This window comes from Pseudomonas sp. G34 (genome assembly GCF_031119625.1).
Taxonomy (GTDB): Bacteria; Pseudomonadota; Gammaproteobacteria; order Pseudomonadales; family Pseudomonadaceae; genus Aquipseudomonas.
On record NZ_JAVHZV010000016.1, the window covers coordinates 193577 to 208471 of the forward strand.

16 protein-coding genes and 1 tRNA gene are annotated in these 14895 nt (G+C 62.3%); 1 reads left to right on the forward strand and 16 read right to left on the reverse strand.

The genetic code is table 11. The features are described 5' to 3' along the window. Positions 1-6 precede the first annotated feature (6 nt). Positions 7-1065, reverse strand: coding sequence for a quinolinate synthase NadA (gene nadA / locus QYS36_RS10895; RefSeq protein WP_308839496.1), 1059 nt, complete (start codon positions 1063-1065; stop codon positions 7-9). 381 nt (positions 1066-1446) lie between these two features. Between nadA and QYS36_RS10900 the strand changes: the two genes are divergently transcribed. Next, positions 1447-2466, forward strand: coding sequence for a branched-chain amino acid aminotransferase (locus tag QYS36_RS10900; protein ID WP_308839497.1), 1020 nt, complete (start codon positions 1447-1449; stop codon positions 2464-2466). A gap of 120 nt (positions 2467-2586) precedes the next feature. Here QYS36_RS10900 and QYS36_RS10905 read toward each other — a convergent pair. The 15 genes from QYS36_RS10905 to aspS form a co-directional block, all read right to left on the reverse strand. Then, positions 2587-2662, reverse strand: a tRNA-Lys gene (locus tag QYS36_RS10905). Positions 2663-2722: 60 nt separating this feature from the next. After that, positions 2723-3397: a 7-cyano-7-deazaguanine synthase QueC gene (gene queC / locus QYS36_RS10910; protein ID WP_308839498.1), complete on the reverse strand. Its 675-nt coding sequence runs from the start codon at positions 3395-3397 to the stop codon at positions 2723-2725. Between the two features lies 1 nt (position 3398). Beyond that, a complete protein-coding gene (gene queE / locus QYS36_RS10915) occupies positions 3399-4046 on the reverse strand; it encodes a 7-carboxy-7-deazaguanine synthase QueE (RefSeq protein ID WP_308839499.1) in 648 nt (215 codons plus the stop codon). 173 nt (positions 4047-4219) lie between these two features. Continuing rightward, on the reverse strand, positions 4220-5041 hold the full coding sequence (gene ybgF / locus QYS36_RS10920) for a tol-pal system protein YbgF (RefSeq protein ID WP_308839500.1): 822 nt from the start codon (positions 5039-5041) through the stop codon (positions 4220-4222). Positions 5042-5047: 6 nt separating this feature from the next. Continuing rightward, positions 5048-5545, reverse strand: a complete 498-nt coding sequence (pal, locus tag QYS36_RS10925; RefSeq protein ID WP_070885435.1) for a peptidoglycan-associated lipoprotein Pal — start codon at positions 5543-5545, stop codon at positions 5048-5050. Between the two features lie 57 nt (positions 5546-5602). Next, positions 5603-6901: a Tol-Pal system beta propeller repeat protein TolB gene (gene tolB / locus QYS36_RS10930; RefSeq protein ID WP_308839501.1), complete on the reverse strand. Its 1299-nt coding sequence runs from the start codon at positions 6899-6901 to the stop codon at positions 5603-5605. Continuing rightward, positions 6898-7914 (reverse strand): cell envelope integrity protein TolA, encoded by a 1017-nt coding sequence (tolA, locus tag QYS36_RS10935; protein ID WP_308839602.1) that lies wholly within the window; start codon positions 7912-7914, stop codon positions 6898-6900. Before tolA ends, tolB begins: the two co-directional genes overlap by 4 nt. Further along, a complete protein-coding gene (gene tolR / locus QYS36_RS10940) occupies positions 7911-8369 on the reverse strand; it encodes a protein TolR (protein WP_070881690.1) in 459 nt (152 codons plus the stop codon). The genes tolA and tolR overlap by 4 nt, the downstream gene beginning before the upstream one ends. Before the next feature lie 33 nt (positions 8370-8402). Further along, on the reverse strand, positions 8403-9074 hold the full coding sequence (gene tolQ, locus QYS36_RS10945; RefSeq protein ID WP_308839603.1) for a protein TolQ: 672 nt from the start codon (positions 9072-9074) through the stop codon (positions 8403-8405). Between the two features lie 32 nt (positions 9075-9106). Further along, positions 9107-9562 (reverse strand): tol-pal system-associated acyl-CoA thioesterase, encoded by a 456-nt coding sequence (ybgC, locus tag QYS36_RS10950; protein WP_308839502.1) that lies wholly within the window; start codon positions 9560-9562, stop codon positions 9107-9109. Between the two features lie 48 nt (positions 9563-9610). Further along, positions 9611-10666 carry a Holliday junction branch migration DNA helicase RuvB gene (gene ruvB / locus QYS36_RS10955; RefSeq protein WP_308839503.1) on the reverse strand — a complete coding sequence of 352 codons (1056 nt, stop codon included), beginning with the start codon at positions 10664-10666 and terminating at the stop codon, positions 9611-9613. Further along, the gene (gene ruvA / locus QYS36_RS10960) at positions 10667-11272 is read right to left on the reverse strand and encodes a Holliday junction branch migration protein RuvA (protein WP_013790635.1); all 606 of its coding nucleotides are present in this window, start codon (positions 11270-11272) and stop codon (positions 10667-10669) included. Between the two features lie 83 nt (positions 11273-11355). Continuing rightward, positions 11356-11880 (reverse strand): crossover junction endodeoxyribonuclease RuvC, encoded by a 525-nt coding sequence (gene ruvC / locus QYS36_RS10965; protein WP_308839504.1) that lies wholly within the window; start codon positions 11878-11880, stop codon positions 11356-11358. 187 nt (positions 11881-12067) lie between these two features. Continuing rightward, positions 12068-12814 carry a YebC/PmpR family DNA-binding transcriptional regulator gene (locus QYS36_RS10970; RefSeq protein ID WP_308839505.1) on the reverse strand — a complete coding sequence of 249 codons (747 nt, stop codon included), beginning with the start codon at positions 12812-12814 and terminating at the stop codon, positions 12068-12070. Between the two features lie 219 nt (positions 12815-13033). Further along, positions 13034-14809 carry an aspartate--tRNA ligase gene (gene aspS / locus QYS36_RS10975; protein WP_308839506.1) on the reverse strand — a complete coding sequence of 592 codons (1776 nt, stop codon included), beginning with the start codon at positions 14807-14809 and terminating at the stop codon, positions 13034-13036. Positions 14810-14895: the final 86 nt, after the last annotated feature.

The following is a 14895-nucleotide window of genomic DNA, read 5'->3' on the forward strand; positions in this document are numbered from 1 at the left end:
CGATGGTCAGGCGTTGCCGGCGAGCTTCAGGCGGGCAGCCTGGGTAAAGTCCAGCATGCGCTTGAGCGGCTTGATGGCCCGCGGAATCAACGCCGAATCCACGAACACTTCGTTGCTGCCTTCGCGCAGGCACTGCAGGGTGCGCTGCAGGGTGTTCATGGCCATCCACGGGCAGTTGGCGCAGCTGCGGCACGCCGCACCATTGCCGGCGGTCGGCGCCGCCACGAATTCCTTGTCCGGGCACAGCTGCTGCATCTTGTAGAAGATGCCGCGGTCGGTGGCGACGATAAAGGTCTTGTTGGGCATGCGCTGGGCGGCGGCGATCAGCTGGCTGGTCGAGCCGACCGCATCGGCCAGCTCGATCACCGCGGTTGGCGACTCGGGGTGCACCAGCACCGCGGCGTCGGGGTACAGCGCTTTCATCTCTTCGAGTTGGCGCGCCTTGAATTCCTCGTGAACGATGCAGGCACCGTCCCAGAGCAGCATGTCGGCGCCGGTCTTGTTCTGGATGTAGCGGCCCAGGTGCTGGTCCGGCGCCCAGATGATGCTCTCGCCGTTATCCATCAGGTGCTCGACGATCTCCACCGCGCAGCTGGAGGTTACCACCCAGTCGGCACGCGCCTTCACGGCAGCCGAGGTATTGGCGTAGACCACCACGGTGCGCTGCGGATGCTGGTCGCAGAATGCGGCGAACTCATCGACCGGACAACCCAGATCCAGCGAGCAGGTCGCCTCCAGGGTCGGCATCAGTACGCGCTTTTCCGGGTTGAGGATCTTCGCCGTCTCGCCCATGAACTTGACGCCAGCCACCAGCACGGTCTGCGCCGCATGCTGGTTGCCGAAGCGCGCCATCTCCAGGGAGTCGGACACGCAGCCGCCGGTCTCTTCGGCCAGCGCCTGGAGCACCGGGTCGCAGTAATAATGGGCGACCAGAACGGCATTCTGGCGCTTCAGCTCCTTGCCAATTTCATCACGGTAGAACGCTTCCTGCTCCGCCGTCAGCGTCTCTGGCTGCTTGGCATCGAGGTGAGCCTGGACAAGAAGTCGTTCGGCAATGTGCGTCATGTCGTCAGGGCCTATCGAGGTCTATCTGCACGGGACGTGGAGTATACCGCCAGACGCGTTGCGCCGGTCGGCCCATGCACGACCGAGGCGCCCGACAGTGGGCGGCGCAGGCGTTGCGCGGGCGCGCATGGTAAGGGCATTGGCGAGGTTTTTTCAATCTCGCCCCCACCGGCAGGCGCGACACCGGTTGATCGCCGCGATAATCCACCGCATCATCACCACCAAGGCCATCGTTAATCCGTCAGGCGAGCCTCCATCGGGCCTGACCAACCATGCAGCCCACCCTTTTACCTGACCACACAAGCCTGGGCCTGTGTGATCACCCTGAAAAATCAACGGACATACGCACGCCGCAGTGGCCGTTCAGCGATTGAGGATGTCATGGCTTACGAAAACATCGAATGGGACAAGCTGGGTTTCGACTACATCAAGACCGACCAGCGCTACCTGTCGCACTGGCGCGACGGTGAGTGGGATCAGGGCACGCTGACCGAAGACAACGTGCTGCACATCAGTGAAGGCTCCACCGCCCTGCACTACGGCCAGCAGTGCTTCGAGGGCCTCAAGGCCTACCGCTGCAAGGACGGTTCGATCAACTTGTTCCGCCCCGACCAGAACGCCCTGCGCATGCAGCGCAGCTGCGCGCGCCTGCTGATGCCGGCGCCGTCGACCGAGCAGTTCATCGAAGCCTGCAAGCAGGTGGTCAAGGCCAACGAGCGCTTCATCCCGCCGTACGGCTCGGGCGGCGCGCTGTACCTGCGCCCCTTCGTGATCGGTGTGGGCGACAACATCGGCGTGCGCACGGCTCCCGAGTTCATCTTCTCGGTGTTCTGCATCCCGGTCGGCCCGTACTTCAAGGGCGGCATGAAGCCGAACAACTTCGTGATCTCCAGCTACGATCGCGCCGCCCCCCAGGGCACCGGTGCGGCCAAGGTCGGCGGCAACTATGCAGCCAGCCTGATGCCCGGCTCCCAGGCCAAGAAGAACAACTTCGCCGACTGCATCTACCTCGATCCGCAGACCCACACCAAGATCGAGGAAGTGGGCTCGGCGAACTTCTTCGCCATTACCCATAACGACGAATTCGTCACCCCGAAATCGCCATCGGTATTGCCGGGCATCACTCGCCTGTCGCTGATCGAACTGGCCCAGAGCCGCCTGGGCCTGAAGGTCATCGAAGGCGACGTGCTGATCGATAACCTGGGCGATTTCAAGGAAGCCGGCGCCTGCGGCACCGCTGCGGTGATCACGCCGATCGGCGGCATCGAGTACAACGGCAAGCTGCACGTGTTCTACAGCGAGAAGGAAGTCGGCCCGGTGGTCAGCCGCCTGTATGCCGAACTCACTGGCGTGCAGTCCGGCGACATCGAAGCGCCGCAAGGCTGGATCGTCAAGGTGTAAGCCGACCTGCTGGCAGCTCTCAGGAGCTGCCAGCCCGGCTTCGCGGCACACAAAGCAAAAAGCCCGAAGCTCTTGCGAGATTCGGGCTTTTTGCTGCGCCTTCGCATAGAAGGCTTGATGTGGTGGGTCGTGTAGGATTCGAACCTACGACCAATTGGTTAAAAGCCAACTGCTCTACCAACTGAGCTAACGACCCGTGGTGCGAGCGGTATAATACTGATTTAATTCAGAAATTCAACACCCAGCGAAAAATTTTTTACTGATAGCGCGTTGGGTCAGCCATGCCGGCGACGGCGAAACCGGCGGCACGCAACCGACAGCTGTCGCACTTGCCACAAGCTCGACCGTCGGCGTCCGCGAGGTAGCAGGATACGGTCAGGCCGTAATCCACACCCAGGCGCGAACCTGCCTGCACGATCTCGGCCTTGCTGAGCATCTGCAACGGCGCCTGGATGCGAATGCGCTGCCCTTCCACGCCCATCCTGGTGGCCAGGTTGGCCATGCGCTCAAAGGCCTCCACGAATTCCGGCCGGCAGTCCGGGTAACCGGAGTAGTCGACAGCGTTGACGCCGATGAAGATGTCCTGCGCGCCCAGCACTTCGGCCCAACCGAGCGCCAGGGACAGGAACACGGTATTGCGAGCAGGCACGTAGGTCACCGGAATGCCCGTGGTCGGGGCCTGGGGCACGTCGATGCTGTCGTCGGTCAACGCCGAGCCGCCGATGCCGCCGAGGTTCATGCCAATGACCTTGTGCTCGACCACGCCCAGCTGACGCGCAACGCGCTCGGCCGCCTGCAGCTCGGAACGGTGCCGCTGCCCGTAGTCGAAACTCATGCTGTAGCAGCGGTAACCCTGCTCTTTCGCCATCGCCACGACGGTGGCCGAATCCAGGCCACCGGACAGCAGGATGACCGCTTTCTTTTCACTCATGTCAGTGCCCCGGCTCGTCGTTCCAAAGAATCTTGTGCAGCTGCAGTTGCATGCGTACCGGCAGGTTGTCGGCAATCACCCACTCGGCCAGCTGTCGCCCGCTGACCTGGCCGTGGCTGGGCGAGAACAACACCTCGTCCACACGCTCGGGCAGGCCGTACTGGATGACCTTGCTCACCGACCAGTCGTAGTCCTCACGGGAGCAGATCACGAACTTGACCTGATCGTGGGGCTGCAGGTGCTCGATGTTCTCGTAGCGGTTGCGGCCCATTTCTGCCGAGCCCGGGGTTTTCAGGTCGACGACCTTGCTGACCCGCGGATCCACAGCCGAAACGTCCAGGGCGCCGCTGGTTTCCAGGGAAACCTGGTAGCCGGCATCGCACAGTTTTTCGAGCAAGGGGATGCAGTTCGGCTGCGCCAGCGGCTCGCCGCCAGTGACACAGACATACCGCGGGCGATAGCTCGCGACCTGCTCGAGGATGGCATCCAGGGAGAGCAACTCGCCGCCGCTGAACGCGTAGGCGGTGTCGCAGTATTGACAGCGCAGGGGGCAGCCGGTCAGGCGTACGAATACCGTTGGCAAGCCAGCGGTACGCGCTTCCCCCTGCAACGAGAAGAAGATCTCGGTAATGCGCAGGGTATCTTTCATAAGGGCCACGGGCGTGACGGCGAAACAGGCCATCCGCCTCCGTTGCGAAAAAGGACGGCGATTCTAAACGAAAACACGCCCGGCAGGCATCTTTGCCCTCACCGACAACAGGATGAAAAAGCGCAGGCACAAAAAACCCGCGACAGGCGCGGGTTTTCGGAAGTGCTTTCAGCTCAGCGAATGCGCTGCAGATCGCGCTGCGCCAGCTGGGCGGCAGAAGTACCCGGGTACTGCGCGATGACCTGCTGGAGGATGCCCTTGGCCTTGTCGTTGTTGCCCAGGCGAATTTCCACATCGGCCAGCTTGTACAGCGAATCCGGCACCTTGGAGTGCTGCGGGTAGGCCTGGCTGACCTTGGCAAACGCCTGACCAGCGCCTTGCAGGTCACCCTTGGCGAGGTTCACCTCACCCAGCCAGTACTGCGCGTTACCGGCGTACTGGCTGTTGGGATAACGACGCAGGAAAGCGCCAAAGGCCTGGCTGGCCTTGTCGAAATCCTTGGCTTTGATGAGGTCGAAAGCTGCATCGTAGAACAGCTTTTCCTTGGCAGGATCGGCCGGCTCGCCGGAGGCTTGGGCCCCTGCGTCACCGGCGCCTGCGGAAGCACCACCGGCGCCATTGCTGGCACCTGCGGCTGAAGAATTCTGGGTGGCGGCAGCGCCAGCGGCGGCCCCACTGCTCAGTCGTTTGTCGAGGTCCTGATAACGCTCCAGGCTTTCCTGCTTCAAACGCTGAATATCGTTCTGCTGCTCTTCGAGCATGCCCCGCAGTTGCGCAATTTCCTGCTGCATCTGCTGGAGCTGACTGAACAGCATGCCCTGCGCTGTAGATGGAGTTTGCACTCCACCTCCAGCGTAGGCGCCGGACGTGCCGCCACCGCCTGCCGGATAACCACTACCGTTGCCGGTACCGCCATCCTGAACGGGAACCTGAGCCCAAGCCGCAAGCGGCAGGCTCAGAGCCAAAACGGTTACTACACGTCGGCACGTTCGCATATCGAATTACTTACGCAGTTCGACGCGACGGTTCTGAGCCCAGGATTGCTCGTCGTTGCCAGTGGCAACAGGACGCTCTTCACCGTAGGAAACAACTTCCAGCTGGGCTGGGGAAACACCCTGCAGGACCAGGTAGCGCTGCACGGCCTTGGCGCGACGCTCGCCCAGAGCCATGTTGTATTCGCGGGTACCGCGCTCGTCAGCGTGGCCTTCCAGAACGACGCGAGCGCCGTTGCCTTTCAGGTCCTTGGCATGAACGTCCAGAGCGCGCATGGCTTCCGGCTTCAGGTCAGAGCTGTCGTATTCGAAGTAGAAAGTGGTGATAGCGCGCAGAGCGGCTTCTTCACTCAGGCTACCGTCAACAGCGCCGGTGTTTGCACCGTAGCCAGCGTTCGGATCTACAGCGCCTTCGCCAGCGGTGTCACCGCCCTTGGAGGAACAGCCAACAGCCACGGCGAGAGCCAGGCTCAGTGCAGCAAACTTGCCAAATTTCAGCATTTCCATGTGTAACTCCTAATGAACCCCAGTGTGTTAAGCATCAAACAGGTAAAGCACCGCGCATCAGTTCAGGAAGGGGGACCAGGATGGCTCTCGAACTTCGCCTTGAGCGGTAGGAAGAGGGAGCCTAACGCGACCATTGGTGGACGCTAACATCAGGACTCCCCGCCCCTGCTGGCGGGTAGCGTAGATTATCATGGTGCCGTTGGGCGCAACAGTAGGCGACTCATCCAAACTTGTGTCGGAAAGAATTCGCAGATTGCCACGCTCAAGATCCTGAGCCGCTACCTTGAACACGGTGTAACCATCCTGGCGATGAATCATTACCAGGGTCTTTTCGTCGGCAGACAATTTAGGGTTGGCATTGTAGTTGCCGACGAAGGTCACTCGTTCGACCGCACCAGAGTTGATGTTGGTCTTGTAGATTTGCGGCTTGCCCGAGCGGTCGGAGGTGAAATAGATGGTCTGCCCATCCTTGCCCCAGAACGGCTCGGTATCGATAGCCGAATGATTGGTGACCCGGCGCAGGTTCCGCGAACCCATGTCCATCACGTAGATTTCCGGGTTGCCGTCGCGCGACAGGGTGAACGCCAGCTTGGTACCGTCCGGCGACCAGGCCGGTGCACCGTTGAGGCCTTCGAAGTTGGTGACCTGCTCGCGGCGACCGGTGTCGATGTGCTGCACGAAGATACGCGGGCGCTTCTGCTCGAACGACACGTAGGCGATACGCTTGCCGTCGGAAGCGAACGAAGGCGACAGGATCGGCTCGCGCGACTGCAGCAAGGTCACTGCACGGGCGCCGTCATAGTCGGAACGCTGCAGGGTGTAGCGGGTGTTATTCACCCCGAAGCGCTCGGCGGTGACGTACAGCATGCGGGTGGAGAACGCACCCTTGACGCCGGTGAGCTTCTCGAACGACTGGTCGGCGATATGGTGAGCCATGTCGCGCAGTTGATCGGTGCTGCCACCCACGGTACCGGTCAGCACTTGCTGCTCGGTGGCCACGTTGAACAGGGCGAACTGCACCTGCAGGCGCGCGCCATTGGGCACGATGTTGCCGACCAGCACGTACTGGGCGCCGAGTGCCTTCCAGTCGCGGTAGATGACTTCACTGCCCTGGGTCGGCAGGCTGATCATGTTCTGCCGCGGGATCGGTTCGAACACGCCGGAGTTGCGCAGGTCGTTGCCGACGATGGTGGCGATGTCTTCCGGCAGCACGTTGCCGCCCTGCCAGCCGAAGGGCACCACGGCGATGGGGGTGGCTCGATCAGTACCGGTACTGATGACCAAGGGGTCGGCCGCTTGCACGCTACCGACCAGCATGGCCAGACCCAGTACAACGATTCGCATCAGGGTATTCACAGACCTAAATCCTCCGGTTTGAAGACGGCACGACGCTGCCGGTAGAGCCGATCGAACGTGGCGCGATCAAGTTGCTGCATTTCCACGATGCGCCCCACGTTGCGCACCGCCTGTACCGCTGAACTGTCGAAAGGCGCATCACCACTGGAGCGGCTGACGCTGGCGTTGGTGATGGTGCCGTCTGGCAGCATCTCGATCAGCACTTCGACACTCATGCCGTTGCGAGCGGACGGCGGACGTCGCCACTGCTCGCTCACCAGCTTGACGATCAGATCGTCGAGACTGCCGGCTACCTGGTCACCCTGGGTTTCGGCCAACGCCTGCTGCCGCTCGGTGTCCTCGGACAGCAGTTCGGCCAGGGCCGCCGCTTTCTTGTCCTCGACAGCCTTGCGCTCGGCAGCCTGCGCAGCCTTCTTCTTGGCATCCTCGGCGGCTTTCTTTTTAGCGGCCTCGGCTGCTGCTTTCTTCTTGGCTTCTTCGGCTGCCTTCTTCTTGGCATCCTCGGCAGCTTTCTTCTTCGCCTCGGCTTCGGCGGCCTTCTTCTTGTCGGCCTCCAGCGCAGCTTTCGCCTTGGCTACATCTGCAAGTTTCTTCTGTTCGGCAGCCTTGGCTGCCGCATCCGCTTCGGCCTTCTTGGCCGCATCGGCCTTTTGAGCCTCTTCGGCTTTCTTTTGTTCCGCCGCTTTGGCCTGCGCCTGCTTCTGCGCTTCAGCCTTGGCCTGCGCCTGCTTTTCGGCCTCGGCCTTCTTCTGCTCGAGCTGCTCGGTCTCGAACTGCGGCGCGGCGGTCTTCTTGGCTTCACCCGCAATCTTCTGATTGGTCTGGGTGGTGGCCTGGCTCTGCGACTTCAGTTGGTACAGGGTAGCCTGCACGATCGGTTTTGCAGGCGGCAGCTCGGGTGCGAAGGCAAAACTGACGAACAGCATGCCGAACATCAGCACGTGCAGCCCTACGGCCCAGACCACCGGCCAGAACAGGCTTTCCGAAGGTGAGCGTTCACGCTGCTGCATCAGGGCGCCTCGGTGATCAGGCCGACGTTACCCACGCCCGCCTGCTGCAGACCGCCCATGGCGGACATCACGGTACCGTAATCGACGGCCTTGTCGCCGCGCACGAAGACCTGCACCTGCTTACCCTGGCTGCGGGTCTGGTTGATGATGGCAGTCACTGCACGGGTCATTTCATCCAGGGTCAGTGCGCGATCCTGAACGGTATCGGTGTCCACTTCGGTGCCCATGTTCCAGTAGTACGACTTGTCGGACTTGATGGAAATGGTCAGCACCTGGGAGTCGTTGTCCTGGGGCAGCACTTCGCTGCTGACCTGGGGCAGGTCGACCTTTACGCCCTGGTTGAGCATCGGCGCCGTCACCATGAAGATGACCAGCAGCACCAACATCACGTCGATGTAGGGCACCACGTTCATCTCGGCGACGGGCTTGCGTCTGTTGCGAATTCTGGCTCTGGCCATGGTCTTGAAACCTGTATTGAGTGCGCCGGAAGCTTATTCTTCGCTGCTGTGTACTTTGCGGTGCAGGATCGCCTGGAATTCGTCGGCGAAGGTGTAGTAACGCGAGATCAGCATTTCGCCGCGGGCAGCGAAACGGTTGTAGGCGATAACCGCCGGGATCGCCGCGAACAGGCCGATGGCCGTGGCGATCAGTGCCTCGGCAATGCCGGGCGCTACGGTGGCCAGGGTCGCCTGCTGCACCTGCGCAAGGCCGCGGAAGGAGTTCATGATCCCCCACACGGTGCCGAACAGACCGATGTACGGGCTGGTGGAGCCGACGGTGGCAAGGAACGGCAGGCTCTGCTCGAGCTTCTCTTCCTCGCGGGAGATGGCCACACGCATGGCACGGGCCACGCCATCCATCACCGCATCGGGGTCCATGCCCGGTTGCTGGCGCAGGCGGGAAAACTCCTTGAAGCCGGCGCGAAAGATCTGCTCCAGGCCGGAATCCGGATCCGGGTTGCTACCGGCCTGACGATAGAGCTTGGACAGGTCGATCCCCGACCAGAAACGCTCCTCGAAGCTGTCGAGCGCTCGCTTGGCCGAGCGCAGGAAATTGCTACGCTGGAAAATCATCACCCACGACATGACCGAAGCGGCCACCAGGGTCAGCATTACCAACTGCACCACCAGGCTGGCGTTGCTGATCAGACTCCACATCGACATGTGGTCAACGGCATTTGCGTTGGCTTCCACGCTTACTCTCCTGCTGTAGGTATACCGGCACCGTCACCCTGCTCAGCGAACGCCGTTCGCAGAGACGGGGGCATGGCCCGGGGTTTGAAATTATCGGCGCGCACGCAGGCCACCAGAAACTGCCCTTCGCAGAGCAGCACGTTATCCGCAACCCGCCTCACTTGTTGACGAAAGCGCAGGCTGGCACGGTTCAATTCGCTTACTTCGGCACTGATCAGCAGTTCGTCGTCCAGCCGCGCCGGCGCGTGGTAGCGCGCCTCGCTGGAGTGCACGACGAACAGCAGCCCCTCGGCGGCCAACGTCGACTGGGAAAACCCCAGCTCACGCAGTCGCTCGGTACGGGCCCGTTCCATGAATTTGAGGTAGTTGACGTAGTAGACGACTCCGCCCGCATCGGTGTCCTCGTAATAGACACGACAGCGGTGGGCGAACGACGGATCGGCCTCTTGCGCGCGCATACTAGTGCCAGCCCGGTGTCTTGCCAATCGGCCGCGCAAGTATTTTTTTCATGGCGCATCTCCATCGTTGAACAGGTCGAGCGTCGGGCGCTCGTCCATGCGCTTGGGCGTATTCAGGCCGAAGTGCAGGTAAGCGTGGCGGGTCACCACGCGCCCTCTGGGCGTACGCATGATGTAACCCTGCTGAATCAGGTACGGCTCGAGCACATCTTCGATGGTATGCCGCTCCTCGCTGATGGCTGCCGCCAGGCTATCGACACCGACCGGGCCGCCATCGAATTTCTCGATCATGGTCAGCAGCAGGCGGCGATCCTGGTGATCGAACCCGCGCTCGTCGACATCCAGCAGGTTCAGCGCCAGGTCGGCAATCTGCCGGGTGATATCGCCCTGCCCGCGCACTTGCGCGAAGTCGCGCACGCGACGCAGCAGGCGGTTGGCGATCCGCGGCGTACCGCGAGCGCGACGGGCAATTTCGAACGCGCCCTGGGACTCGATGGGCAAACCGAGGATGCCGGCCGCGCGCATGATGATGGTGGCCAGGTCTTCGGTGTTGTAGAACTCGAGGCGCTGCACGATGCCGAAGCGATCACGCAGCGGGTTGGTCAGCATGCCTGCGCGGGTGGTCGCGCCAACCAGGGTGAAGGGCGGCAGGTCGAGCTTGATCGAGCGCGCCGCTGGCCCCTCGCCGATCATGATATCGAGCTGGAAATCCTCCATCGCCGGATACAGTACTTCCTCGACGATGGGGGAAAGACGGTGGATTTCGTCGATAAACAACACATCGCCAGGCTCAAGATTGGTCAGCAGCGCTGCCAGGTCACCCGGGCGCTCGAGCACCGGCCCCGACGTGCTCTTGATGGAAACGTTCATTTCCTGGGCGATGATGTTGGCCAGGGTGGTCTTGCCCAGCCCCGGCGGGCCGAAGATCAGCGTGTGATCGAGTGACTCCTTGCGCCCACGAGCTGCCTGGATGAACAACTCCATCTGCTCGCGCACCACCGGCTGGCCGATGTACTCGGCCAGCTTGAGCGGGCGAATGGCGCGGTCGACCTGCTCGTCGCGGTCGCGACCGCCCGCCGTCACCAACCTGTCGGCGTCGAGCATCTAGAGCATTCCTTTCAGCGCGCGGCGGATCATGTCTTCACTACTCAAACCATCTTCTTTGACTGCCGAAACGGCGCGACTGGCTTCCTGAGGCTTGTAGCCCAGCGAGATAAGCGCACTCACCGCATCATTCTCCGCGCTTGAGACTGCGCCCCCGGCACGAGGTTCAACCACCAGTGGCGCCATGCCAGGCACTGCCTCCCAGGCCTTGAAGCGATCCTTGAGCTCGACCAGCAAACGCTCGGCGGTCTTCTTGCCGACGCCGGGAATCTTCACCAGCGCGGCGGTATCCTGGGCCTGCACGCAACGCACCAGCTCGTCGATTTCCAACCCGGACATCAGCGCCAGGGCCAATTTGGGCCCCACCCCATTGAGGCGGATCAGTTCGCGGAACAGCTCGCGCTCGCGCTTCTCGAAAAAGCCATACAGCAGGTGAGCATCCTCGCGCACCACCAGATGGGTGTGCAGCGTCAGCGGCTCGCCTACCGGGGGCAAACGGTACAACGTGGTCATGGGGACTTCCAGCTCATAGCCCAGACCGTTCACATCCAGAATCAAATGCGGCGGCTGCTTCTCCGCCAGGGTGCCGCGTAAACGTCCGATCACCGACGCATTCCTCACATAGAAGGTTCAATACCGGCCAAGGTCACGTGCAGCCTGCAACAGGCTGCTACCGACCTGAACGATGCTTATAAACGAAGCCGCCCGCCGCGCCGCTTGGCGCCGGCCAGGCCATGGGGAATCAGGCTCTGCCGGTGGTGGGCGTGACACAGGGCGATACCCAGGGCATCGGAGGCGTCGATCTGCGGCTTCTGCACCAGCTTGAGCAGGTGCATGACCATCATCTGCACCTGTTCCTTGTCGGCCCCGCCGGTGCCGACTACTGCCTGCTTGACCTGGGTCGCGGTGTATTCACTGACCTCCAGGCCCGCCTCGACCGCCGCGACGATCGCGGCACCCCGCGCCTGGCCAAGCTTGAGCGCGGAATCGGCATTGCGCGCCATGAACACCTGCTCGATGCCCATGGTGACCGGACCGAAGGTGCGAATCACCTCGCTTACCCCACGAAACACGATCTGCAGGCGCTCGGCCAGCGGCCCGCCGCCGGTACGGATACACCCTGAGGCCACGTATTCGCAGGTGCGCCCGGTATCGCGTATCACCCCGTAGCCGGTAATGCGGGAACCGGGGTCGATTCCCAGAATCAGCGTCATGCCAGTCATCCACCCGTGGCCTTGACTGCCACACTGTCTATTTATCCAGGCGCGAGTATAGGGGCGCCGAGCGCCAGCCGTCACCCAAAGGATTCGCCCAGGCGCCAAGCGACGCCCAACCAACCCGCGCCCATAAAAAAGCCGGAAGCGCACAGCGGCAAACTTCCGGCCCGGATGCAGCGCTGGATCAGCCCAGCTGCTCCATGATCTCGTCGGAGACTTCGGCGTTGTGGTAGACGTTCTGCACGTCGTCCAGGTCTTCGAGCATGTCGATCAGCTTGAAGACTTTCTGCGCGGTTTCCAGATCGCTGATTGGCGCACTGATCGACGGGATCATGGCGATCTCCGCCTCCTCGGCCTTGAAGCCGGCAGCCGCCAGGGCTTCGTTGACGGCGTGGAACTCGGTAAAGCTGGTCGACACCAGGGCCGCGCCCTCCTCACCCATCTCCACGTCATCGGCGCCTGCTTCCAGGGCCGCTTCCATCAGTGCGTCTTCGTCAACCGAGGCGAAGCTGATCTGCCCCTTGCGCTCGAACATATAGGCGACCGAACCATCGGTGCCGAGGTTGCCGCCGCATTTGCTGAAGGCATGGCGCACTTCGGCGGCGGTACGGTTGCGGTTATCGGTCATCACTTCGACGATGATCGCCACACCGCTCGGCGCATAGCCTTCGTAGCTGAACTCGACGACGTTGTCGGCTTCGTTGTTGCCGGCGCCCCGGGCGATGGCGCGATCGATCACGTCACGCGACATGTTGTTGGTCAGCGCCTTGTCGACCGCCAGGCGCAAACGCGGGTTATCCGCGGGGATCGGGCCGCCGTGCTTGGCGGCGACCGTCAGCTCGCGAATCAGCTTGGTGAAGATCTTGCCGCGCTTGGCGTCCTGACGCCCCTTGCGGTGCTTGATGTTGGCCCATTTGGAATGACCAGCCATAACTCACTCCATTTCCTTCAAATTAGTTTGCAGCGGGCATAAGCCGAGATGAGAACCGTCGCGAGCGCAGATCAGGCAAGGCAGAGCCCGCTCCCGGCGGGCTGCTGCATTCACCACATCCTTGTGGATCACGGAAAGCGGTGAGAAAGCGCAGTTTGCTGTAGCAAATGAGCATTTCGAACCGCTTTCCAACGCAGCATGATCAAGCGCAGCAGGTTATCACTCGGCTTTGGGTTGCTCGCGCAGGCGGATGTGCAGCTCACGCAGCGATTTGCCGTCCACCACACCCGGCGCCTGGGTCATGACGCAGGCCGCGCTCTGGGTTTTCGGGAAGGCGATCACTTCACGGATCGACGAAGCGCCGGTCATCAGCATCACCAGACGGTCGAGGCCGAAGGCCAGGCCACCATGGGGCGGCGCACCGTACTTGAGGGCGTCGAGCAGGAAGCCGAACTTCTCCTGCTGCTCGTCTTCGCTGATGCCCAGTACACGGAACACGGTCTGCTGCATGGCCTTGTCGTGGATACGGATCGAACCACCACCGAGCTCGGTACCGTTGAGCACCAGGTCGTAGGCGCGCGACAGCGCGGCAGCCGGGTTGGCCTCCAGCTCTTCGGGCGAGCATTTCGGCGAGGTGAACGGGTGGTGCATGGCGGTCAGGCTGCCATCGTCGTTCTCTTCGAACATCGGGAAGTCGACCACCCACAGCGGCGCCCATTCGGCGGTCAGCAGGTTGAGGTCATGGCCGAGCTTGATACGCAGCGCGCCCAGGGCATCGTTGACCACCTTGGCGCGGTCGGCACCGAAGAACACGATGTCACCATCGACCGCGCCAACGCGATCGAGAATGGTGTTGAGGTTCGGCTCGGCGATGTTCTTGACGATCGGCGACTGCAGGCCTTCGACGCCCTTGGCGCGCTCGTTGACCTTGATATAGGCCAGGCCCTTGGCGCCATAGTTGCCGACGAACTTGGTGTAGTCGTCGATCTGCTTGCGCGGCATGCTCGCCCCGCCCGGTACGCGCAGCGCGGCAACGCGGCCTTTCGGGTCGTTGGCCGGGCCGGAGAAGACCTTGAAGTCGACGTCCTTGAGCTGATCGGCCACGTCGACCAGCTCCATCGGGATACGCAGGTCCGGCTTGTCGGAGCCGAAACGACGCATGGCTTCGGCCAGGGTCATGTGCGGCAGCGTACCGAACTCGACATCCAGCACTTCCTTGAACAGGTTGCGGATCATGGTCTCGGTGATGTGCATGATCTCGGCTTCGTCGAGGAAGCTGGTCTCGATGTCGATCTGGGTGAATTCCGGCTGGCGGTCGGCACGCAGATCTTCGTCGCGGAAGCACTTGGCGATCTGGTAGTAGCGGTCGAAACCGGCCACCATCAGCAACTGCTTGAACAGCTGCGGCGACTGCGGCAGCGCGAAGAAGCTACCGGCGTGGGTACGGCTCGGCACCAGGTAGTCGCGCGCGCCTTCCGGCGTGGCGCGGGTGAGGATCGGCGTCTCCACGTCGAGGAAGCCGTTCTCGTCCAGGTAGCGACGGATGCTCGAGGTGATGCGCGAGCGCAGCTTGAGCTTCTCGGCCATTTCCGGGCGGCGCAGGTCGATGAAGCGATAACGCAGGCGCGTCTCTTCACCCACATCGGTGTATTCGTTGAGCGGGAACGGCGGTGTTTCCGCCTCGTTCAGCACCTGCAGCTCGTAGCCCAGCACCTCGATGGCGCCACTGGCCATGTTGGCGTTGCGCGCGCCTTCAGGACGCAGGCGCACCTTGCCGGTGATCTTGACCACATATTCGCTGCGCACGCGGTCGGCCTTGGCGAAGGTATCGGCACGGTCCGGGTCGAACACCACCTGGGCCAGGCCTTCGCGATCGCGGATGTCGAGAAAGATCACGCCACCGTGGTCACGACGACGGTGAACCCATCCACACAGGGTGATTTCCTGGCCATCCAGGCTTTCGTTCAACTGGCCGCAATAGTGGCTGCGCATCATGATCGGGTTCGCTTCTCTGATCGGTTCTGGATTCGTCGACATCGCCTGCCATTTGGGCAAAGCGCCTGAGCCGCACGCGTGAAAAG